This window comes from Pseudothioclava nitratireducens, assembly GCF_029210495.1.
GTDB lineage: Bacteria > Pseudomonadota > Alphaproteobacteria > Rhodobacterales > Rhodobacteraceae > Pseudothioclava > Pseudothioclava nitratireducens.
Genome location: NZ_JARGDK010000014.1, coordinates 55,967 through 76,427, shown reverse-complemented (window position 1 = coordinate 76,427; position 20,461 = coordinate 55,967). Strand labels below are relative to the sequence as shown.

Here is a 20,461-nt window from a genome sequence, read left to right as displayed (position 1 = left end):
TTGATCCTTATTGCTGTTGCAGCTGACGACGGATGCGCGACAGCATTTTGATTAGCCCGGGGTGATTGCCGTAGGCGCCCAGTTGGCTTGGCAGGTCCTCGTCCCCGTAGGCTTGCACCATAACGAGTGCGTCCTGCACCATCCGGTCGGCATCGGGCTCGCGCAGGATCTCCTCTTGCCACGTCTCCAGCTGGCGCTCCCAATACTGGGTAGAGTGCTGCTGCTGCAGATCATGCAGGCGCTCGGCCCCTTTACGATCAATGCGCAGATCAACAAAGGCGTCGACGGCGTCTTCAGACAGATCAAGGCCATCAAACTGGCTGGGGTCGACGTGATCGCTCTGGGTGCGGGGCTGCTTCTGCTCGCCGTGGTAGCTATGGCGCTGGTCGGATGTGCTGTCCTGCATGCTGGGATACATCCGACCCTCAGGGGTTGAGGAGCGCCGCTGTGGGGCGGTGTCTGAGGCAGCCTCGGCGACTGATGGGTACATCCTCGCCGCGGCGCGGTCCTGTGGCTCAGGGCGGCGCTCTTGGGCTCGTTTGGGGCTATAGACGCCGGTATCCTCGGCAGCGGGCGGGGTCATGCTGGGAAACATGCGAGACGGGTCAGGCATAGCGGCTCTCCTCGAAGGGATCATATGAATGGATGGACTGCGTGTGTGTGTGCTTGTATGCAGAGCGGCCAGCAGGGGCGACGGGGAATGCAAAGGTTAGCGCCAGCGCATCCCCTAAGTCCGGGCTGCTGCCGAGGCGCTTCTTGATCTGATCTTTTGGCTCGAGCTTCAGGCGGTTGCCTGCGTCGAACGAGAACTGCGGCGCGCTGAGGTCTGCTAACAGATCGGTGTCGTCCGGCAGGATGCCACCCTCGTTCAACCAATCGCGCAGGCAGAACCACATTTCGGACCGCCGGTTGTAGTAGCGTGCGTCGATAGCACGAGCGCCGAAGTTCACGCCGACCACGTCGAAGCCCAACTGCCTGCTGCGGTCGATTACCCCGCCACCGACGCCGCCCTCATCAATAAATGTAGCGTCAGGCTGCCAGCGGTCGATGAGCTGCGTCAGCAAGCCGACGGTGTGCATAAGGTCAGCCTGCTCAATCACGATAGGCGGCAGCGCCTGCTTGCCCCAGCGCGAAAAGAACACGGTGCGATCGGTGCCGAAGCGCGCAACGTCGACGCCAATCACCTTCTCAGCGCCAGCCAGCGCGCCGTCGAAGCTGATCGAACGGCCCTGCGCGCGTTGGATAAGCTCAAGAGGGATCAGGACATCGTCGGCGCTGGCGGTGAAGTCGCACATGTACTCGCGGCGGAAGGCGGCTGTGCTGACCGCCGAGTTCCGCGCGCTCTCGATCTCCGACTGCGGCAGAACGCCGGTCGCTGTGACAGGATAGAGCGCGCTCCACCACTCAATCTGCGTAGCGTCCTGCCCCCGCTGATAGAACTCGTGGAATAGGTCGAGGCCGTTGGGTGTGCCGATGAAGGTTGCCCAGCCGCCTCTGTCCGACAGCGTCGGTCGGATCGAGCTTGCCCAAGCCTCAGGCGGGAAGTTCGCTATTTCGTCGAGGACGACGCCATCGAAGCCCATGCCTCGCGCGGCGTCGTGATTGTCGCCGCTGAAGAGCTGGATCTCGGAGCCGGTCGGGAAGATGACGCGCAGCTCGGCCTCCTTAAAGTCCACGCCGGGGATATTGGCGGTGTACTCCTTCAGCAGGCCCCAACTGATCTGTTTCGCTTGCTTCAGCGTTGGCGCGAAGTAGGCGAAGCGCCCGCTGGAGCGGGCGAGGCTGGCGGCGATCAGCAGGTTGATGGCCATGACAGTTTTGCCAGCCCGCCGGTGGACGACCAGTACATTGAACCTGTGACCGGCGATTTGTGCGTGCGCGCGTCGCTGCCAATCGCGGGGTTGGTACTTTGATGTGATGCGCGGCTGGTTCATTCGTCGATCTGCTCAAGTGATGCCGTCGGCGCGGGCGGCAGGTTGAGCTGAATAACATTCTCGCGCACCTCGCTGTTGGGCAGCTCTACCTGACTGACGAAGGTGAAGCTGACCGGGCCGTCGCCCGTCGCATTTACGTCGACGGCCTTCAGTGTGGGTGCAACGCGCGCCAGCAGCTCTTTGGCTGCCGTCACGCGGTGATCCATAGTCGGTCGTGCATATTTGATAACGTGACCTTCCCAGTCCAACTCAGCGACCGGCTCGCCGTTCATGATCGCGCCCAGAAATTCGATGGGATTGAAGCGCCGGGCAATCTCCTCCCGGGTCCACTGCTTGAACTCTTTTTCGGTTTTCGGCAGGCGGTACATGGCCTCAATCCTATTGCTGTGTTGGTAGGTCGCGAGCGAGCCGGAGAGAGGGCCCTGAGCCCGCTCGCGACATCGAAAAAACTGCGCTCTTCCAACGCGTCATCGACGGCTTCAGATTACAGAAATTGGCCGATCAATTGAACATTAATCAGTCGTTTATTTCTTAAAAGTCAAATGAATACAGTCTATTAAAGAGTAACAGTTATAATTTAGGGACCAATACGGCACCATCGACAGCAGATTTCGATGTGTCGGCGCGATTATGAGCAGGGTTGGGCTGGCGGCGCGGGTGCTTGCACGCGTGCGCGGGGTGGCTAGCGCGCGTAGCAGATAGCCCTGAGAGCGGTTGTGCGGGCCGCTGAGGCGGCGCTGTGTCCGTAGGGCGGCTAATTGTGCGCCCGAGTAGCGAAGTGGGTGCTCTGACGAGCGCAGGTCGGCGTTGCGGGGGCTGCCGCTGCCCGACCTCGAAGTCTGGTTCGGCGACCTGCTCTGACCGACGTAGGGAGAGGCCGACGACGCTGGGTTCTGGCAGGGAGCCTGCGCGCGACCGGTGCGGCGGGTGCCATGACGCGCGGCAGGCGTAGCGGGCCAGCGTTCTTCGATGTCGGAGACACCAGCGGTGCAGTGGCGCGGGGGGCTGGTGGCTGGACGGGCGCAAGGTCTGCGCCGGTTGCTCACACAAATAGGTTAGCATTATTGACCCAAAATGCTAAACCAGCTTCACTCCCTGAAGCGCTAACGTATTTCTACATTAAGGTTTAAGGGAGTGAGAGCACACCGCGCCAGCCGAAAACCGCCCCTGCGGCGCTTTTTGGACGCCCGCGCTGGTCCATCCCCGCGCCATCTGTTGTTCGTCATTTGTCGGTCGTCCTGAGCCCGCATGCCCACCGCGCATGTATAGGCCCGTTGGCGCGTCGCCCGGCCGGCTCTCCTACGCAAGCCTTACTGCCAGCTGCTCGTGCATTCCCCAAGCGCTGCCATTAAGGGTCCACAACATGTTGTATCCATTCGAACTTTGCGATCAGAAGCTGATAAGTCACTGTTAAAGCGTACTTTATTGTCATTTAACATAATGAATTTGGTTGCGCTGCGCTCTATTTTATACTATATCTTGTGTGTGCTGGATTGGCGTGGCGTCGGTACCCACTCCGTCTGCAAGGCACACCTCGCGCCGCCGGGCAGGCGCTGTAATGACCTAGATCTGAACTCTGAATTTGAACGCGCCCGGAGATCAATCGCAACTGCATTCAGAGGTCACGCCCATGTCATCTCCCGTAAACATCCTGCTTTTGCCGCTGCCGTCTTATGACGAGCTGCTAGATCAATACCCCGGCTTTTTCGATTGTTTCGTCGATGCCAACGAGGCAGCGCAGATCCTCGGCTCGACCCCGGGCTCGCTCGCGCAGCATCGTAACAATGGTACGGGCCCGGACTACTACAAAGATGGGGCGAGCGTTCGGTACCAGCGCCGCGATTTGATCGACTATATGCGCAGCAAGCGCGTGAAGATCGTTTCAGCTGCCTGACGAAAAAGGCGCGCCCCGAAGGATGCGCCAAGTCTTCACCAGATGTCGCGCTTCGCCTCGCGCTAAACCACAATATATAGCATACCGCGCGCGCGACCTCAACACATGGAGGTCACAATGATCAGTCCGTTCACCCAAGTATTGCTGTCGTTTTCGCTCGCCGAAGAGGAGCTACACGACGCCATCGACACCCTCACCGCGCTGCGTCTACAGGCGCGTACGTTGCTCAAGGCTCTCGGTACCGCGCTTCTGGCAGAACGTCGGACAGCGACACTTACAATCGCTGGTGGCGACGCTAACGCCTTTTTGCGCAAAGGGTCGGTACCCGACGCATGCAAGCTCGAGCTGGTGTTATTCGTCGGCGTCGAGCGGTCGATCTGCTGGTCGCTGTCCGATCTTGCGCTCGCTTGGGATCACACCGACGACGGTGAGCAGGGAGGCGTGTTCTACTGGGGCGCCCCGTCTGAAAATACCAACGGTGCCGCCTTTGACGCCGCGCAAGATCTTCTTTCGCCCGACCATAACGGAGGTGGATGGTTGTGGGAGATCTGGTCTCCCCGCGCGGGTGGCACGATACCCTACAGCGCTGACGGACATCTCGCAAAAATATCTCGACCACGTTTTGACTATTCATGACGCCGCGAGCGGGGACGATCACCTAGCCCCAGCCCGAACTGCCGATGCCATCACCCCGCGCCGTCGGAGGCCATCGTGACCAGCGCTGATCCCGCGTACGCCCCGCCAAACGTCGTCACGCTGCTGACTGCCAAGGGCAAGCGCCTGACGAAAAAAATCACCTCGGCAGGCGTTAAGCCTGCCGAGACACCCTTGCTCTTCACCCACGCCGCGGAGCCGGTCCACGATCTTGAGGATCTGAGCGGCTTGCTGCGCTGGTCCAGCACGCAGACCGACACCTGCATCGTCAGGCCCGCCGTGATCGAAGGCGCGCCCGCCGAGGTCCGGCGGAAAAGCAGCGGCCCCGAACAGGTCCTTATCGATATGCCACGCAGTTGGTTGATGGTCGACATTGACAAAGACGTGCTGACGTTCCCCCGCAGCTGGAGGCGTAACCCAGAGCAGCACATTCATGCCCTGATCAAGGCTGCCCTGCCGCCCGCCTTCCACGGTGCTGGCGTAATCGCCCAGTTCAGCTCACAGATGCTCGCCGACGGCGGCACACCGCGCGTGCACCTCTGGTTCTGGCTCCACCGCCCCTTGATTAGCTCCGAGGCCAAGCACTGGCTCAACGGCTGCCCCATCGACCGTGCAGTCTACAGCAGGGGGCAGCCGCACTTTACAGCCGCGCCCATCTTCGAGGTCGGCGTCGACCCTCTGGGCGAGCAGCGGCTGGTGTTCATGCCCGGTCCTGTCGTCGAGGTCCCAAAAGGCATCGACACCTCAGCGCCGGATGAGGGCGTGATCGACGTGTCCGTCGACATGTCGCACTTCATCAACCTCGACTACGGCGACAACGGTTGGCGGCGTTGGATCTCCAAGATCGGCGATCACGAAGGCGGCGACGGCTTCCACATCGCCATCCGCCACGCAGCTATTAACTACATACGGCGGAACTATAATCCGCAGGCAGCCGACCCTGTGGCTGACCTTGATTACGCAGCGTTTGAGCGTGCTGTGCTTGATCATGTAGCTGGCTTCAGCCTGACGCCGAAGCGGCAAGCAGACCTTGATGACCGCCTGCGCAACATGAAGACGAACTTCTGGGGGGCGGTGCCGAAGGTGGAGGTGGAGATCAGGGAGGCCAACATTCGCGTTGCAGCCTTCCAAATGCCGAGCGGACCGAGGATGACCCTGCTTGAAATGCTCGTCCGCGGGAAGGCCGCCAGCGATGCCGCTCGATGAAGCCAAGGTCGCTGCCCTCTCCCGCGCACTCGGCGGCCCCAACGCCCCCAAGCCAGACGTTGACCTGCTGGCGCAGTTGGCGCACCAAGAGGCCGTCGACTGCGCCGCGTTCAAGTTCGACCACGACGGCCAGCCCCGCCGCCGCACCCGCGCCTTCGGCACCGAAGCCGCTGTCCTCGTCAAGGAGCAGGTCGGCAGCGGCAAGTCGCACAGGGCGCGGCAGGAGATCGACGAGCTTCTATGCGCCCACCCCACCGCACGCATTGCCTTCCTCACATCCACCATCCTTCTAGCCGAACAGTCGCGAGCGGGGCTTGAAGAAGTCACCGGCCTGCCTTGGATGGTTTATCGAGGCTTCGAGGGTGACATCGACGGCAAGCCCCTCTGCCTGTTCGTCGAGCAGGCGCAGGCGACGCGGCGCGTCGGCCTCGACCCTTATGAGGTGCTTTGCCCCGGCTGCCCGAACCAGAGCGCCTGCCCATTGTGGGCGCAGTTCAACGACCCCAACCCATGCATCGTCACGACCCACGCTATGCTTCGGCACGGCCTGAAGCCCTACGACACACGCGCGGCGTTCGATCTGGTGGTGATCGACGAAGATCCCATCTCGACCCTACTGGCCGACGAGACCTACGCGCTCTCGCTGCTGATCAACGTCAAGTGCGGGGACAAAACCCGCGCAACCCTCAATCAGCTCCTAAAGGTGGCCACTGCAGCCTTCTACGCCGAGGGGCGTATCCTGATCCAAGATCTGCCACACGCGCAGGCGCTGCGCTCTGCGGCGGACCGCCTGCGCAAGAAGCCCAGCATCAAGATCAGCAGGGACACGCTGCCGAACGCGGAGGCTATCGTCAGTGCAGAGACGCGCCTGCGGGTTGTGGCGCTGCTCGACGACATGATCGACGCGATGGCGATGACGCCGGGACCGCGTGGGGAGGTTGCTGGCTGCATGGTGCTGCAGCAGAGGGACGGCACGCCTGCCTTCGAGATCTCGGTCTCTAGAGACATCCACCCCCAATTTGCGGATGCTTATGCCGTTCAGGTTCTGTCGGCTACCGCCCAGCGACGACTGCTCCAGCGGTCGATACCCAGCCTCAAGCTGCACGACATGCCTTGGCAGCCGTACGAGCACGGCAAGTTCGTGTATGTGGCTGGGGCACAGAAGTCGCGGTACCAGCTTCTGGCCAGAGGCAATCTCGCATCGGGTGGGTTGGAGGCCGTCGAGGTCATCAACACGCTGGCGCGTCGGCACGCGCGCGTCCTACTGGTCTGCCAGCAGAAAGTTGAGACGGCACTACTCGAGGCCGGTCTACCCAACAACGTAACAGCCATGCACTTCGGCGCGGTCGAAGGCCTGAACGACCACTCGCGGGTCGACGCCATCCTCATCCTTGGCCGCCCCCTCCCGCCGGTAGCGGAGCTGATCCTGCAGGCAGAGGTTGCCGCAGGCGGTTTCATTGACGCGGAACTGGTTTGGACCGACAAGGAGGGCAAGCCACAGCCCACCTTCGGCAAGCGCGTCACTTTAGAGCACAGCGCGAGTGACGGATCAAATTATACCGCCTGCGCCTACCGGAACGAAAACGCGTACCTCGACGCTATGCGCCAAGCATCGACATTTGCTGCGGTGGCGCAGGCAGACCGCTCGCGAGGGCAGCACAGGACATCCGACAACCCTGTTGTAATCTATGACGCGACCGGCCTCGACAACGTCTGGCAGATCGACGAGGTCGAGCATTGGCGTTCGCTCTGCGGCTGGTTCGGCGCGATGGAGGCGATGGGTTTCGTCCCGCACCCAGATGCTGCGCACGGGCTGAATGAACTGCTGGCTACACTGCTGCCTGAGATTTTCCCCGACGCGAAGGCCGCCGAGAACCACCGTACCTACGCAAAGCGGATGCGCGGCATAACGCTTGAGACGCTGGTCGAAGACTGCCCTTTCAAAGGGGGCGCCGTGGTCGACATCAAGCTCCCCGGCGCTCGGTACGGGGTGCCTGTGATCGTAAATGCGAACCACGCGCCGGAAGCTGCCGACCTGATCAGGCAGTATCTGCCGCGCGGGACCAAGATCAGCCGCAAGGCGCGCCACACCATGCGGCTGGCGGAGCCTAAGGAAAAGGAGACCGACGATGACATCATTATCTACGAGCTTGCTGCCGGACCACGCGCGCTGGCCAGCCCGAAAAAATCCCCCGAGCCGCTGCACGGTGCGGGCAGCGGCGCGTAAAAACTGGTTCGTGCGGATGGCGCAGCGGTACGGCTTCGTCCCCGCCCCAGACAGTAAACCCTCGGCGCGGGCGGAGCTGGTGCGGCTGCTGACCACCTACGTCTGGTGGCAGGGTCATGAGTGGCCAGCGTACGATACCGCGGCCCAGACCTCGAACTACATCAACCGCATGCCTTGGGAGGTGCTGAAGGAGCGCGGGCATGGCCCCGAGCAGATGCCCCGGTATTTCGTGACGCTGCCAGACGGCAGCATGCTCGATGTGTTGGTTCTGGCGCGCGGACGCGAAGCTGCAGAGGATCTGCTGCGCGCTGGGCTGCCTGAAGGGTCGACCTTCGCGAAGAGCGAGACGGCGTGCGAGCTGCTGGGCGTCAGGCAGAACGCGAGCGGGCGGTCTGACGCGCGCGCGGGGGAGGACACAAAAGCCAAGGCGCACCGAGCGACGCGGCCTGAGCAAACCGAGAGAAAGGAGATCTCCGATGACGTATAATTTTCTGCTGGCGATGGCAGCTCAGAAGCTGATGCCCAATTCTGGGGAAGATCTGATCTTCAAAGAGCCGCCAGCACCACCAGCGCGGTTGGTCGCCGAAGAACCGCTGTACGATCCAGCACCTCAAGTCAGTGTGCGGCGGTTTGACGTGGAGATCGCTGGTAAAGATCCTGAAAAATAATTTGGTCCCTCAGCGGTCCCTAGCGCTATAGGTTGAGCTAGCTCCCAAGAACCAAAAAAGCCCTTAAGTCTTTGAGACTTAAGTGCTTTTTATGGCTCCGGCGGTAGGGATCGAACCTACGACCAATTGATTAACAGTCAACTGCTCTACCGCTGAGCTACGCCGGAACACGAGGGGGTGTATAAGAATCTCCGGCGGGGTTGTCCAGAGGGTTTTCGTGGAATTTTTCGACCTTTTTTCAGAGCCGGGTGAACAGGGCTTCGGGATGCAAGGCCGGGCTTGGGCGAACCTGCATTTCCTGCGTCATTTCAACGAGATGAGCAAAGACATTGCGTGCTGCGGCGGCTCTGAGCGCGGGTGGCGTGTCGGTATAGATGGCCGTCACCAGATCGTGCGGTGTGGCCGGCTGGCGGGCAAGTTCTTGCAAGATTTGCACGCTTCTGTCGCGCCGATGCGCTGCCAGATCTGCGATGCGCCGGGCCGTGTCGAAAACAGGATCGCCGTGGCCGGGATAGAAGATCTGGGCCTCTTCACGCGCAAGCTTGTCGAGCGATCGGAAATAGTCGCCCAAATCACCATCGGGTGGGGAAATCAGCGTCGAAGCCCAGCCCATGACATGATCGGCGGTCAGTGCGGCCTCGTTCCACAGAAAGCACAGGTGATTGCAGAAATGGCCGGGCGTGTGCAGCGCCCGCAGAGACCAATCGCCATGCGAGATCGTCTCTCCGTCTTCCAGGCGGATGTCGGGCCGAAACGCGCGATCGACGCCCTCGCCGCCGCCTGCGACGCCGCGTGCGGCAAGCTCTTGCATGATCGCCGAACGTCCTGCGTCCGGCGGGCCGAAGGCGTGAATGCGTGCCCCGGTCGCCTCGGAGAGCGGTTGCGCGCCCGGCGAATGATCGAGATGGGCATGCGTGACGAAGATATGGCTGATCCGCTCGCCGGGCTCGAGCGCGTCGAGCAGGGCGCGCAGATGGGCGGGATCGGCGGGGCCGGGGTCGATCAGGGCCACATCGCCCGTGCCGACGATGTAGCTATTGGTCCCCGTCAGCGTCATCGGCGAGGGGTTGGGGGCCAACACGCGCCGCAGCCCCGTTTCCAGTTCGACAAGCCGATCCCTCATCTTGCGCTTTTCCTCCGCCGCGTCCCTCGCTAGGGTTTTGGCATGAATTTTCGCTGGCTGAAACATATGATGCCGCGCGGGCTTTATGGGCGGGCCGCGCTGATCCTCATTGTGCCGGTGGTGACACTGCAACTTGTGGTGTCGGTGGTCTTCATCCAACGCCATTTTGAGCGCGTCACCCGGCAGATGACGGGGTCCATGTCGAACGAGCTTGCGCTCTTGCAAGAGGAAGTCGCGCGCGCGCCCGATCTGGTTACGGCGCAAGAGGCGCTGACCGCTGTCGCGGGGCCGTTGCAGCTCAATGTGGTGTTGCCTGCGCCTGACCTTTCCGCCGCGCCGACCGACCGTCGCGGGGTGCTGGACCTGACCGGGATCGTGGTGATCTCGACGCTGCGCGCAAATCTGGAACGCGTTGAGGCGGTGGACCTGACAGCCGATCCGGGGGTCAGCTTGCGGCTGGCGACGGACAAGGGGCCGATGCTGGTCGAATTCGCCCGCGCGCGCGTCTCGGCCTCCAACCCGCATCAATTGCTGGTGCTGATGCTGGCGGTGGGGCTTTTCATGACCTTGATCGCCTTTCTCTTTCTGCGCAATCAGCTCCGCCCGATCAAACGGCTCGCACGCGCCGCCGAGGAGTTCGGCAAGGGCCGGGTGGTGCCTTATCGGGTCTCGGGGGCAACCGAGGTGCGCTCGGCCGGTTCCGCCTTCCTGCACATGCGCGCGCGGATCGAGCGCCATATCGAGCAGCGCACGCTGATGCTGTCCGGGGTCAGCCACGACCTGCGCACGCCGCTGACGCGGTTACGGCTCGGGCTGTCGATGCTGCCGCGTGACAGGGAGACCGAGGACGAGATCGCGGCCATGGAGCGTGATGTCGACGAGATGAACAAGCTGGTCGACGCGTTCCTCGACTTTGCGCGCGAGGGGGCGCTCGCGGGCGATCCCGAGACGCTTGATCCCTGCGCTTTCGTGGCGGATGTGGTGGCCGACGCGCAGCGCGCAGGCCAGGCCGTGACGCTTGCCGAATGTCCGGGGCAGGGCGTGGCCGAAACGACCTTCCGCCCCGATGCGCTGCGGCGTGCGCTCGAAAACCTGATCGGCAATGCGGTGCGCTATGGCAAACGGGCCGAGGTCTCGGTGCGCCTGACCACCAACGAACTTCATATCTGTGTCGAGGATGACGGGCCGGGCATCCCGCCCGATCAGCGGGCCGAGGCGCTTAAACCCTTTGCCCGGCTCGATCCCGCGCGCAATCAGGATCGGGGGCAGGGCGTCGGGCTGGGCCTGTCGATCGCGGCCGATATCCTGCGCGGGCATGGCGGCGGGCTGCGGCTCGGTCAAAGCGAGGCCCTCGGCGGTCTGCGCGCGGAGATGGTGCTGCCGCGCTGACCACCCGCAGGCAGTTATCCACCGGATTCTTCGCCGATCGGTGCGCGGCACGGACCGAAGCGCTTGCCCTCGCCGGGACCAATGCGCAATGTAACCCCAGCGTGACATGAGGATGGTTGAACCCCCCGATTGCGCCCCCTAGATATAGGGCCAACGGGAAGGGGCGCGCGTTGCCGCAGAAGCGGGGCCGGAACCCTTTCGCCAAAGAGGATAGATGATGACCCAGAGCTTCTCCGAAACGTTCCCGGTCCTGCCGCTGCGCGATATCGTGGTGTTTCCGCACATGATCGTGCCGCTTTTCGTGGGCCGCGAGAAATCGGTGCGCGCCCTCGAAGAGGTGATGACCGAGGACCGCCAAATTCTGCTGGCCAGCCAGATCGACCCCGGCGTCGACGACCCCGAAACCGACGGGATTTTCCGCGTGGGCGTGCTGGCCAACGTGCTGCAACTGCTGAAACTGCCCGATGGCACCGTGAAGGTGCTGGTCGAGGGCAAGGCGCGTGTGCGCATCACCGAGTTCGTCGAAAACGAGCAATTCTTCGAGGGCTATGCCGAGCCGCTTGAGGAAACCGAGGGCGACCCGGAGACGATCCGCGCGCTTCTGCGTTCTGTCGCGCAGGAATTCGAGCGCTATGCCAAGATCAAGAAGAACATCCCCGAAGAGGCGCTGGCCTCGGTGGCGGATGCGTCTGAGGCGGGCAAGCTGGCCGATCTGGTCTCGGGCCATCTGGGCCTTGAGGTCGGTCAAAAGCAGGACCTGCTGGAGACGCTCGAAATCTCGCAACGCCTTGAAAAGGTCTATGGCCTGATGCAGGGCGAGGTCTCGGTTCTTCAGGTCGAAAAGAAGATCAAGAGCCGCGTGAAATCGCAGATGGAGCGTACGCAGCGCGAATACTATCTGAATGAGCAAATGAAGGCCATTCAGAAGGAACTCGGCGACGGCGAGGACGGCCAGAACGAGATCGCGGAGCTCGAAGAAAAGATTGCCGCGACCAAATTTTCGAAAGAGGCCCGCGACAAGGCCGAGGCGGAGCTGAAAAAGCTCAAGTCGATGAGCCCGATGAGCGCCGAGGCGACCGTCGTGCGCAATTATCTCGACTGGCTCCTCTCGCTGCCTTGGGGCACGAAAAGCCGCGTGAAAAAGGATCTTCTGGGCGCTGAAAAGGTGCTCGACGCGGATCACTACGGGCTGGAAAAGGTCAAGGAGCGGATCGTCGAATATCTCGCCGTGCAGGCGCGTTCGGCCAAGCTCAAGGGCCCGATCCTGTGCCTCGTCGGCCCGCCCGGCGTGGGGAAGACCTCGCTTGGCCGCTCGGTCGCCAAGGCCACGGGGCGCGAGTTCATTCGCATTTCGCTCGGCGGCGTGCGTGACGAGTCCGAAATCCGCGGCCACCGCCGCACCTATATCGGCTCGATGCCCGGCAAGATCATTCAGGCGCTGAAAAAGGCGAAAACGACGAACCCGCTCATCCTGCTCGATGAAATCGACAAGATGGGGCAGGATTTCCGTGGCGATCCCGCTTCCGCGATGCTGGAAGTGCTTGATCCGGAACAGAACGCAACCTTCGTCGATCACTACCTTGAGGTGGAATACGACCTCTCGAACGTGATGTTCCTGACTACGGCCAACAGCTACAACATGCCGGGTCCGCTTCTGGACCGGATGGAGATCATCTCGCTCGCGGGCTACACCGAGGACGAGAAGCGCGAGATCGCCCGCCAGCACTTGATCCCGAAACAGATCAAGGCACATGGGCTGCGCAAGGGGGAATTCTCCCTCTCGGACGAGGCGCTGACCGACGTGATCCGCCACTACACCCGTGAAGCCGGGGTGCGGAATCTTGAACGCGAGATCGCCAAGCTCGCGCGCAAAGCGGTGACCGAGATCATCAAGGGCAAGGGCGCGGTGAAAACCGTAACCATCGACGAGGCCAAGGTGGGCGACTATCTCGGCGTGCGTCGGCATCGCTATGGTCTGGCCGAGAAAGAGGATCAGGTCGGCGTGGTGACGGGGCTGGCCTGGACCAGCGTCGGCGGCGATCTGCTTCAGATCGAGGCGCTGAAGCTGCCGGGTAAAGGGCGGATGAAGACCACCGGCAAGCTCGGCGACGTGATGAAGGAATCGATCGACGCTGCATCGAGCTATGTGCGCTCGGTCTCGCCGCAGCTTGGGGTGAAGCCGCCCAAGTTCGAGAAGGTCGATATCCACGTCCACGTTCCTGAAGGCGCGACGCCCAAGGACGGCCCGTCGGCGGGGATCGCCATGGTGACCTCGATCGTGTCGGTGCTGACCGGCATTCCGGTCCGCAAGGATGTGGCGATGACCGGTGAGGTGACCCTGCGTGGCAACGTGCTGGCCATCGGCGGTCTCAAGGAGAAACTCCTCGCGGCGCTTCGGGGCGGCATCAAGACGGTGCTGATCCCGGCCGATAACGAGAAGGACCTCACCGAGATACCCGACAACGTGAAGGAAGGTCTGACGATCATCCCGGTGAGCCACGTGACCGAGGTTCTGCCCAAGGCGCTCGTGCGGATGCCCGAGGCGATCGACTGGGACGAAGAGGCCGAAGAGGCCGCCGCCGCAGCTGCCGCAGCCGCCAAGGCCGAAGGGCAGGGCGCGACCGCGCACTGATCCCGGCTTATTCAGCACAGAGGGGCGCGTCCACTGGGCGCGCCCTTTTCCGATGGGGGCAGGGGGAGGCCTGTGGATTGTTAACGAATTTACCCGTAATGTGTTGAGGAATCAGAAACAACGGGGACGAGCAATGGCCAAGCGCACGCGCAAGACCACCACCACCAAGGCAACCACCACCCGCAAGACGAGTCCGGCGAAAACCGCCGCCGCCGCCACGCCGAAGGCACCGGTGAAGCTTGCCGTGGTGAGCGAAGCGAAACCGACGGAGGCCGCGGCAGAGCCGAGTGTGATGCTTCGCAAGAAAGAGTTTATCGAGCGGGTCGCCGCTCGGACCGATGCCAAGATGGGGCAGGTGCGTGATATCACCGAGGCGGTTCTCGCGGAACTCGGCGACGCGCTTTCAAAGGGCGAAACGCTTTCGCTGAGCCCGCTGGGCAAATTGCGTGTGAACCGTCAGGTCGAACGCAGCGAACATGAGGTGCTGGTCGTCAAGATCCGTCGCAGCACCGATGGGGATGACGCGAATGACGAGGGGGGTGAAAAAACCGACACGGACCCTCTTGCAGAGGACGGTCAGGACAGCTAAAAGCCGCTCCACCGGGCGATTAGCTCAGCGGTAGAGCGCTTCGTTCACATCGAAGATGTCAGCGGTTCAAATCCGTTATCGCCCACCAGAATTTCAAGGCGCGTCCACAGGGCGCGCCTTTTTCATTGGCCCATGCTGCGCGGGCTTGCGCGGATGCAAGCGCCTCGCTATGAGAGGCGCCGTGGGGCGGTTAGCTCAGTTGGTAGAGCGCTTCGTTTACACCGAAGATGTCGGGGGTTCGAGTCCCTCACCGCCCACCATTCCCCATGACGCATAAAAACCAATGACTTACGGGTCATTGTTGATGTGTTGTGTGTTGGCGCAGCCCTGTTGCGCTCTGGCGCGGGCTATACGGGCGGCGATCGCGCTCTATCTTGGAGGGTGAAAGGAGCCCGACATGAGCTGGAACCCCGCCCTCGATCCCTCAATCCCCACCGGAGACATGGTGGACGCCATTGAAACCGTCATTGCGCCGCGTGCGCGCGATCTTGGCGGCTTCGAGGTGCGTCGCGCTTTGCCCTCGGCCAAGCGCCAGATGGTTGGCCCTTTCATCTTCTTCGACCAGATCGGCCCGGTAGAATTCCTCTCGGGCGAGGGAATCGACATTCGGCCTCACCCTCATATCGGCTTGGCCACTGTGACCTATCTGCTCGATGGCCGCTTGCATCACCGCGATAGTCTGGGGTCGGATCAGTGGATCACGCCCGGTGCGGTCAACTGGATGAGCGCGGGCCACGGGATCACCCATTCCGAACGGACTGACGGCGATCTGCGTCAGACCGGCCAGCGGATGTCCGGTATCCAGACTTGGGTGGCGCTGCCAAAGGATCAGGAAGACGGCGCGGCGAGCTTTACCCATGTGGGCGCCGAGGCGCTGCCCGTGCTCGAGGCCGAGAACAAGACAGTGCGTCTTGTCCTTGGGGATGCCTGGGGCGCGCGGGCGCCGCTCGCGCTGCCCTCCGAGATGTTCTACGCCGACGCGCAACTTGGCCCCCATGCCGGTCTGCCGCTGCCAGACAATCACGAGGATCGGGGCGTCTATGTGCTGGAAGGCTCTGTGACCGTCGCGGGCCAGCGCTTCGAGGCTGGACAGATGCTGGTCTTCCGTCCGGGCGACAAGATTTCCGTTCATGCCGAGGGGCAGGGCGCACGGTTGATGATTCTGGGCGGCGCGACGCTGGAAGGGCCGCGCTATATCTGGTGGAACTTCGTTGCTTCGTCGAAAGAACGCATCGACGCGGCGCGCGAAGCATGGCGCGCGGGTGATTGGGCGCATGGCCGATTCCGTCTGCCACCCCATGACGACGAAGAATTCATCCCCGCGCCGTCCCGCTGATCAGCCAGGCCGAGGGCGCTGCCCCCGGACCCCCGGAGTATTTCCGGTTTGATGAAGGGGCAGGATTTTCTTTGCGGTATTGGCTTTCATCAACCTGTAAATACGCCCGCTGGAGGCGTCGAGCCTGCCGCATGGGAACAGCTGCGGGCGAATGAAAAACTTTTGTCACGAGAAATGCGCGGACGCGCTTGACGCCGCCACCGGGGCCTCGTAATACGCTCCCCACGCTCGGGCGGCGATCCGGGCAGATGGTGAGCGGTTGTAGCTCAGTTGGTTAGAGTACCGGCCTGTCACGCCGGGGGTCGCGGGTTCGAGCCCCGTCAACCGCGCCATTTCCGGATCGCCCGAGCGCTGTGCGCGGTTGTAGCTCAGTTGGTTAGAGTACCGGCCTGTCACGCCGGGGGTCGCGGGTTCGAGCCCCGTCAACCGCGCCACTTCTTCCCCTTCAGGTGATCGGAACGCTGTGGCGTTGCTTTCGTGGCTTGCGCGCTCTAAGCAGGGCGCGTTCATGCGATGGAGGCCGCTATGCTGCGATTGATCGACCGGATTTCCCTACAAACCGCGGTGATTGCAGCGCTGTTTCTGGGCCTCGCGCCGTTCACGCCCGAGCCGCATATCTGGGAAAAGCTCAAGATGCTGATGGCGGGGACGCTGGTGCGTCCGATCGACTGGTTCGATCTGGTGCTGCACGGTGCGCCGTGGCTTTTGGTGGCGGTGAAGCTGGCGCGGCGCAAGGTTGCGGCACCCGAGGATGGCGCGCGCTGATCGCTTGCCGTCGCGCGCCGTCTGCCTTTATATCGCGGAACCTTAATCCGAGGAGAGGATCATGAAAGACCAACTGGATGCAAAATGCCTGATCGAAGAGCTGGGTGCCGCTGCGCGCGCCGCGGCTGCCGAGCTGGCCTTTGCGCCAGCCGAGGCGAAGGAGGCCGCTCTGCGCGCCGCCGCCGATCTGGTCTGGGAGCGCCGCAACGAGATCATCGCCGCCAATGGTGAGGATATGGCTTACGGCGCCAACAAGGGGCTGAGCCCCGCGATGATGGACCGGCTGATGCTCGACGAGGCGCGGATCGAAGGGATCTGCGCGGGTCTGCGGGCTGTCGCGGGTCAGAAAGACCCGGTCGGCGATGTCATCGCGGAATGGGACATGCCTTCGGGCCTGCATATCCAGCGTGTGCGCACGCCGCTTGGCGTCATCGGGGTGATCTATGAATCGCGCCCGAACGTGACGGCGGATGCGGGCGCGCTGTGCCTCAAGTCGGGCAATGCGGTGATCCTGCGCGGCGGCTCCGAGAGCTTCCATTCGAGCCGGGCGATCCATGGCTGCCTCGTTGATGGGCTGAAGGCCGCGGGTCTGCCCGAGGCGGCAATTCAGCTTGTGCCGACGCGCGATCGTGCGGCTGTGGCCGAGATGTTGAAGGCCGTCGCCTATATCGACGTGATCGTGCCGCGCGGGGGTAAGGGTCTGGTGGGTCTGGTGCAGGCCGAGGCGCGCGTGCCGGTCTTTGCCCATCTCGAAGGGATCTGCCACGTCTATGCGGACGGGGCTGCGGATCTTGAGAAAGCGCGCAAGGTCGTCCTCAACGCCAAGACCCGGCGCACCGGGATTTGTGGTGCGATGGAATGTCTGCTGATCGACCGGGCCTTCTACGAACAGCACGGCGCTGTGCTGATCGAGGACCTGCTGGCGGCAGGTGTCGAGGTGCGCGCAGCCGGGGCGCTGGCCGAGATCCCGGGCACGGTGCCCGCGCAGCCGGACGATTTCGGGCGGGAATATCTCGACTCGATCTGTGCGGCGACGTTGGTCGACGGGGTAGAAGGCGCGATTGCGCATATTCGCGCCTATTCCTCGTCCCATACCGAGGCGATCCTGACCGAAGACGACGCGACCGCCGCCACCTTCTTCGAGCGGGTCGACAGCGCGATCCTGATGCGCAACGCCTCGACCCAGTTCGCCGATGGTGGCGAATTCGGGATGGGGGCCGAGATCGGCATCGCCACAGGCAAGCTGCACGCGCGCGGGCCGGTGGGGGCCGAGCAGCTGACCTCGTTCAAATATGTGGTCGTGGGCGACGGGACCGTGCGCCCCTGATGGCAGAACCGGGCGGTGCCAAACGCGCCGCCCTTTTCATATCTCGATGATGGCCTGCGTCTCGTTCACCTGCCAGCGCGGCTTGCGGCCCAGCGCCGCTGCCGCCTCTGCCAGAAGCGGAAACTGCACCTGCGCGGGCGGCACCTCATGGGCGGCCCCCTCCAGCACTGACCAAAGCGCGGGGTCGGGCTTTGTCCGTTGCGCCTCGCCGGCCACGCGCCAGCCTCCGGTGCCATCGGTTGAAATCTGCACCGTGCCGCCGAAGGGCAGCGCCGTTTCCAGGCAGAGCACCGCCAGAAAGGCGAGCTTCACCTGCGCGCGGGCGTGATCGCCCTCTGCCTCCCACACGAGCCGCAGCCGCCCCGTGCGCGACATTTCGTCAAGCAGCGCGACGATTTCGGGGCGCCCAATCCGTTGCTCCGCTCCCGCCTTGCCAAATGCCACCCGAAAGAATTTCAGCTTCGCATTGGCGGCGTTCACGCTTTCCGCGATCAATTGCAATTCGGGTGACATGCCGGTGCCCGACATTGCCAGCAACTCTACCCCGTTGCCGATCGCGCCCAGAGGGCTGATAAGGTCGTGGCAGAGTCGCGAGCCCAGAAGCGCCACGAGATCGGTTTGGGGAGCGGGGGTCTCAAAGGACATGGATGATTCCACAGGTGGATGGCAGATGAACGAAATTCTCGAACCCGGCATGCTGGTGCGCAATCCGATGGCCCCCGATTGGGGCATCGGTCAGGTGCAATCGCGCATTGGCGACAAGATCACGGTCAATTTCGAACATGCAGGCAAGCAGGTTATCGACGGGCGCCGGGTTGAACTTGGTCTCGTTATTCCGGATCAGGGTTTATAAAACGTTAACGACGCTGACGGGCGGGGCGCATCCTGGATGCGAAACCACGCTTGCACAGCCGGAGCTCCGGAAAAACCCTTGCGTCCCCGATCGTCGCCCACAGTTGCCAAGCGTGGCGCGGGTGACATAAAAAACCTTTGGAACAAGCAGGCAGGGCAGGGCGTGTCGCAGAGCGGACAATTCGAAACGCGGCTGGCGCGGGACGAGGCGGATTTGCGCGCCTCGCAGCGGCTTCGCTATCAGGTCTTTGTCGAGGAGCTCGGCGGGGACGGTCCCTTGGTCGATCATGCCCAACGGCTTGAACGCGACGAGTTCGACGCGGCCTATGACCATCTGCTGCTGATCGACCGCGCGCGCGACCCCGCCGACGCGGATCATGTCGTGGGTGCCTATCGTTTGTTACCGCCCGAGCGCGCAGCCGAGATCGGGCGCTACTACTGCGATTCCGAATACGACCTGACACCGCTGCGGCAATCGGGGCGCAAGCTGCTCGAACTGGGGCGCTCTTGCGTGCACCCGGCGCATCGCGGCGGCGCTGGTATGCTGCTTTTGTGGAATGCACTGGCCGATTATGTCCTCGCGCGCGAGATCGAGATTCTGTTCGGCGTGGCCTCTTTCCATGGCACTGACCCAGAGGCGCTGAAGATGCCGCTTGCATGGCTCTATCATCATCATCTTGCGCCCGAAGACTTGCGCGCCCGCGCTCTGCCGCCGCACGCGCAGCGGATGGATCTTGTCGCGCCCGAGGCGCTTGACCGGCGTCAGGCCATGGCCGAGATGCCGACCCTGATCAAAGCCTATCTGCGTCTGGGCGGATTCGTGGGCGAGGGCGCCTATATCGACGCGCCCTTCAACACGACGGATGTGCTTTTGCTGATGGATACCAAGGCGATGAGCGACAAGCATCGCAGCTTTTATACCCGCCGCCACGAGGGGCGCTCCGCATGAGCACATGGCACGGTGAGGCCGAACCCGAAGAGGCGCCGATCAAGCCGATGGGGTGGTTGCGCGTGGGCCTGCGGGGCGGTGCCCTCGGGGTCGTGACCTATGGCGGTCTCATGCTCTTGCTGCTCTTGCGGCTCATCGAGCGCCCGCTTTTTGGCCTGCGCCGCCCGTGGACGCCCTGGATCACGCAAACCGTCTGTCGGCTGGCGCTGGCGATCCTCGGGATCGGTTACCGCGTGCGCGGGCGCCCCATGGAGCATATCGGGGCGGTGGTCGCCAATCACGGCTCCTGGCTCGATATTTTCGCGCTCAATGCCTGTCAGCGGGTCTATTTCGTGGCCAAGGACGATGTCGCGGGCTGGGCCGGGATCGGTTGGCTGGCGCGGGCGACGGGGACGATGTTCATCCGCCGTGATCCGAAAGAGGCGCGCGCCCAGCAGAAGATGATGGAGGACCGTATTCGCGCCGGCCATCACCTGCTGTTCTTCCCCGAAGGCACCTCCACCGATGCGCGCCGCGTCCTGCCCTTCAAACCGACCCTGTTTCAGGCCTTCTTTACCCATGGCCTCGACAAGGTGATGCAGATTCAGCCGGTCACCGTGATCTATCATGCCCCCAAGGGGGAGGACCCGCGCTTCTACGGCTGGTGGGGCGACATGGAATTTGGCCCGCATCTGCTCAAGGTGCTGGCAGCCCCGCGTCAGGGGCGGGTCGAGATCGTGTTCCATGAGCCGCTCGATGTCGCCGATTTTGACGGGCGCAAGGCGCTCGCGCAGCGCTCCGAAGAGATGGTTCGTTCGGCCTTGCCACATAGAGATTGACGTTTGCGTCATCTTGGGGGGAAAACCCACCCCAGTTTCTCACTGATCTCTTCGCCACCGATCCCTATTTTTGTCTCGTCTGCACCGCGCCTGCCAGC

Annotated in this window: 20 protein-coding genes and 5 tRNA genes; 19 read left to right on the top strand and 6 right to left on the bottom strand. The window is 63.0% G+C overall.

The genetic code is table 11. From position 1 onward, the window contains the following. Nucleotides 1-7: 7 nt before the first annotated feature. The 3 genes from P0X85_RS14050 to P0X85_RS14040 form a co-directional block, all read right to left on the bottom strand. Nucleotides 8-418, bottom strand: a complete 411-nt coding sequence (locus P0X85_RS14050; protein ID WP_275814665.1) for a hypothetical protein — start codon at nt 416-418, stop codon at nt 8-10. Nucleotides 419-605: 187 nt separating this feature from the next. Continuing rightward, the gene (locus tag P0X85_RS14045; RefSeq protein ID WP_275814662.1) at nt 606-1,934 is read right to left on the bottom strand and encodes a terminase large subunit domain-containing protein; all 1,329 of its coding nucleotides are present in this window, start codon (nt 1,932-1,934) and stop codon (nt 606-608) included. Then, on the bottom strand, nt 1,931-2,302 hold the full coding sequence (locus P0X85_RS14040) for a hypothetical protein (protein ID WP_275814659.1): 372 nt from the start codon (nt 2,300-2,302) through the stop codon (nt 1,931-1,933). Before P0X85_RS14040 ends, P0X85_RS14045 begins: the two co-directional genes overlap by 4 nt. A 1,262-nt stretch (nt 2,303-3,564) precedes the next feature. Here P0X85_RS14040 and P0X85_RS14035 point away from each other — a divergent pair. The 6 genes from P0X85_RS14035 to P0X85_RS14010 all read left to right on the top strand — a co-directional run bounded on the left by P0X85_RS14035 (nt 3,565) and on the right by P0X85_RS14010 (nt 8,583). Next, a complete protein-coding gene (locus tag P0X85_RS14035; RefSeq protein WP_275814656.1) occupies nt 3,565-3,828 on the top strand; it encodes a helix-turn-helix domain-containing protein in 264 nt (87 codons plus the stop codon). A 117-nt stretch (nt 3,829-3,945) separates the two neighbouring features. Further along, complete coding sequence (locus P0X85_RS14030) at nt 3,946-4,464, top strand: hypothetical protein (protein WP_275814654.1); 519 nt, start codon at nt 3,946-3,948, stop codon at nt 4,462-4,464. 75 nt (nt 4,465-4,539) lie between these two features. After that, nucleotides 4,540-5,688 (top strand): hypothetical protein, encoded by a 1,149-nt coding sequence (locus tag P0X85_RS14025; protein WP_275814651.1) that lies wholly within the window; start codon nt 4,540-4,542, stop codon nt 5,686-5,688. Continuing rightward, nucleotides 5,675-7,915: a hypothetical protein gene (locus P0X85_RS14020; protein ID WP_275814648.1), complete on the top strand. Its 2,241-nt coding sequence runs from the start codon at nt 5,675-5,677 to the stop codon at nt 7,913-7,915. Before P0X85_RS14025 ends, P0X85_RS14020 begins: the two co-directional genes overlap by 14 nt. A 16-nt stretch (nt 7,916-7,931) precedes the next feature. Then, nucleotides 7,932-8,402 (top strand): hypothetical protein, encoded by a 471-nt coding sequence (locus P0X85_RS14015; RefSeq protein ID WP_275814645.1) that lies wholly within the window; start codon nt 7,932-7,934, stop codon nt 8,400-8,402. Further along, the gene (locus P0X85_RS14010; protein ID WP_275814641.1) at nt 8,392-8,583 is read left to right on the top strand and encodes a hypothetical protein; all 192 of its coding nucleotides are present in this window, start codon (nt 8,392-8,394) and stop codon (nt 8,581-8,583) included. Before P0X85_RS14015 ends, P0X85_RS14010 begins: the two co-directional genes overlap by 11 nt. A 92-nt stretch (nt 8,584-8,675) precedes the next feature. On the opposite strand, the gene P0X85_RS14005 is transcribed toward P0X85_RS14010, so the two are convergent. Next, nucleotides 8,676-8,750 (bottom strand) — tRNA-Asn (locus P0X85_RS14005). Nucleotides 8,751-8,821: 71 nt separating this feature from the next. Beyond that, a complete protein-coding gene (locus P0X85_RS14000; RefSeq protein ID WP_275814638.1) occupies nt 8,822-9,706 on the bottom strand; it encodes an MBL fold metallo-hydrolase in 885 nt (294 codons plus the stop codon). A gap of 42 nt (nt 9,707-9,748) precedes the next feature. On the opposite strand from P0X85_RS14000, the gene P0X85_RS13995 reads away from it, so the two are divergent. From P0X85_RS13995 to P0X85_RS13950, 10 genes are all read left to right on the top strand, one after another. After that, nucleotides 9,749-11,095 (top strand): ATP-binding protein, encoded by a 1,347-nt coding sequence (locus tag P0X85_RS13995; protein ID WP_275814635.1) that lies wholly within the window; start codon nt 9,749-9,751, stop codon nt 11,093-11,095. Between the two features lie 217 nt (nt 11,096-11,312). Further along, on the top strand, nt 11,313-13,727 hold the full coding sequence (gene lon, locus P0X85_RS13990) for an endopeptidase La (protein WP_275814632.1): 2,415 nt from the start codon (nt 11,313-11,315) through the stop codon (nt 13,725-13,727). 133 nt (nt 13,728-13,860) lie between these two features. After that, nucleotides 13,861-14,316, top strand: coding sequence for an HU family DNA-binding protein (locus P0X85_RS13985; RefSeq protein WP_275814629.1), 456 nt, complete (start codon nt 13,861-13,863; stop codon nt 14,314-14,316). Between the two features lie 13 nt (nt 14,317-14,329). Beyond that, nucleotides 14,330-14,404: transfer RNA gene (locus P0X85_RS13980), tRNA-Val, on the top strand. 96 nt (nt 14,405-14,500) lie between these two features. Next, a tRNA-Val gene (locus tag P0X85_RS13975) sits at nt 14,501-14,576 on the top strand. Between the two features lie 137 nt (nt 14,577-14,713). Beyond that, on the top strand, nt 14,714-15,652 hold the full coding sequence (locus tag P0X85_RS13970; RefSeq protein ID WP_275814626.1) for a pirin family protein: 939 nt from the start codon (nt 14,714-14,716) through the stop codon (nt 15,650-15,652). Nucleotides 15,653-15,907: 255 nt separating this feature from the next. Further along, nucleotides 15,908-15,984 (top strand) — tRNA-Asp (locus P0X85_RS13965). A 25-nt stretch (nt 15,985-16,009) separates the two neighbouring features. Beyond that, nucleotides 16,010-16,086: transfer RNA gene (locus P0X85_RS13960), tRNA-Asp, on the top strand. Between the two features lie 91 nt (nt 16,087-16,177). Next, the gene (locus P0X85_RS13955) at nt 16,178-16,417 is read left to right on the top strand and encodes an RND transporter (protein WP_275814623.1); all 240 of its coding nucleotides are present in this window, start codon (nt 16,178-16,180) and stop codon (nt 16,415-16,417) included. Nucleotides 16,418-16,478: 61 nt separating this feature from the next. Beyond that, nucleotides 16,479-17,744, top strand: a complete 1,266-nt coding sequence (locus P0X85_RS13950) for a glutamate-5-semialdehyde dehydrogenase (RefSeq protein ID WP_275814620.1) — start codon at nt 16,479-16,481, stop codon at nt 17,742-17,744. 36 nt (nt 17,745-17,780) lie between these two features. Here the strand turns inward: P0X85_RS13950 and P0X85_RS13945 are convergent, their stop codons facing one another. Further along, a complete protein-coding gene (locus tag P0X85_RS13945) occupies nt 17,781-18,389 on the bottom strand; it encodes a histidine phosphotransferase family protein (protein WP_275814617.1) in 609 nt (202 codons plus the stop codon). A 25-nt stretch (nt 18,390-18,414) separates the two neighbouring features. Here P0X85_RS13945 and P0X85_RS13940 point away from each other — a divergent pair, with 25 nt between their 5' ends. From P0X85_RS13940 to olsA, 3 genes are all read left to right on the top strand, one after another. Further along, the gene (locus P0X85_RS13940; RefSeq protein WP_275814697.1) at nt 18,415-18,597 is read left to right on the top strand and encodes a DUF3553 domain-containing protein; all 183 of its coding nucleotides are present in this window, start codon (nt 18,415-18,417) and stop codon (nt 18,595-18,597) included. Nucleotides 18,598-18,759: 162 nt separating this feature from the next. Continuing rightward, nucleotides 18,760-19,545, top strand: coding sequence for an L-ornithine N(alpha)-acyltransferase (gene olsB, locus P0X85_RS13935; RefSeq protein ID WP_275814614.1), 786 nt, complete (start codon nt 18,760-18,762; stop codon nt 19,543-19,545). After that, entirely contained in the window at nt 19,542-20,363 is an 822-nt protein-coding gene (olsA, locus tag P0X85_RS13930) for a lyso-ornithine lipid O-acyltransferase (protein ID WP_275814611.1), read from the top strand. The genes olsB and olsA overlap by 4 nt, the downstream gene beginning before the upstream one ends. The last annotated feature ends 98 nt before the right edge of the window (nt 20,364-20,461 follow it).

What these genes read in the sequence shown, in the direction of transcription:
- P0X85_RS14050 (WP_275814665.1), bottom strand. Translation starts at nt 418, where the DNA reads ATGTATCCCAGCATGCAGGACAGCACATCCGACCAGCGCCATAGCTAC.
- P0X85_RS14045 (WP_275814662.1), bottom strand. Translation starts at nt 1,934, where the DNA reads ATGAACCAGCCGCGCATCACATCAAAGTACCAACCCCGCGATTGGCAG.
- P0X85_RS14040 (WP_275814659.1), bottom strand. Translation starts at nt 2,302, where the DNA reads ATGTACCGCCTGCCGAAAACCGAAAAAGAGTTCAAGCAGTGGACCCGG.
- P0X85_RS14035 (WP_275814656.1), top strand. Translation starts at nt 3,565, where the DNA reads ATGTCATCTCCCGTAAACATCCTGCTTTTGCCGCTGCCGTCTTATGAC.
- P0X85_RS14030 (WP_275814654.1), top strand. Translation starts at nt 3,946, where the DNA reads ATGATCAGTCCGTTCACCCAAGTATTGCTGTCGTTTTCGCTCGCCGAA.
- P0X85_RS14020 (WP_275814648.1), top strand. Translation starts at nt 5,675, where the DNA reads ATGCCGCTCGATGAAGCCAAGGTCGCTGCCCTCTCCCGCGCACTCGGC.
- P0X85_RS14015 (WP_275814645.1), top strand. Translation starts at nt 7,932, where the DNA reads ATGGCGCAGCGGTACGGCTTCGTCCCCGCCCCAGACAGTAAACCCTCG.
- P0X85_RS14010 (WP_275814641.1), top strand. Translation starts at nt 8,392, where the DNA reads ATGACGTATAATTTTCTGCTGGCGATGGCAGCTCAGAAGCTGATGCCC.
- P0X85_RS14000 (WP_275814638.1), bottom strand. Translation starts at nt 9,706, where the DNA reads ATGAGGGATCGGCTTGTCGAACTGGAAACGGGGCTGCGGCGCGTGTTG.
- P0X85_RS13995 (WP_275814635.1), top strand. Translation starts at nt 9,749, where the DNA reads ATGAATTTTCGCTGGCTGAAACATATGATGCCGCGCGGGCTTTATGGG.
- lon (WP_275814632.1), top strand. Translation starts at nt 11,313, where the DNA reads ATGACCCAGAGCTTCTCCGAAACGTTCCCGGTCCTGCCGCTGCGCGAT.
- P0X85_RS13985 (WP_275814629.1), top strand. Translation starts at nt 13,861, where the DNA reads ATGGCCAAGCGCACGCGCAAGACCACCACCACCAAGGCAACCACCACC.
- P0X85_RS13970 (WP_275814626.1), top strand. Translation starts at nt 14,714, where the DNA reads ATGAGCTGGAACCCCGCCCTCGATCCCTCAATCCCCACCGGAGACATG.
- P0X85_RS13955 (WP_275814623.1), top strand. Translation starts at nt 16,178, where the DNA reads ATGCTGCGATTGATCGACCGGATTTCCCTACAAACCGCGGTGATTGCA.
- P0X85_RS13950 (WP_275814620.1), top strand. Translation starts at nt 16,479, where the DNA reads ATGAAAGACCAACTGGATGCAAAATGCCTGATCGAAGAGCTGGGTGCC.
- P0X85_RS13945 (WP_275814617.1), bottom strand. Translation starts at nt 18,389, where the DNA reads ATGTCCTTTGAGACCCCCGCTCCCCAAACCGATCTCGTGGCGCTTCTG.
- P0X85_RS13940 (WP_275814697.1), top strand. Translation starts at nt 18,415, where the DNA reads ATGAACGAAATTCTCGAACCCGGCATGCTGGTGCGCAATCCGATGGCC.
- olsA (WP_275814611.1), top strand. Translation starts at nt 19,542, where the DNA reads ATGAGCACATGGCACGGTGAGGCCGAACCCGAAGAGGCGCCGATCAAG.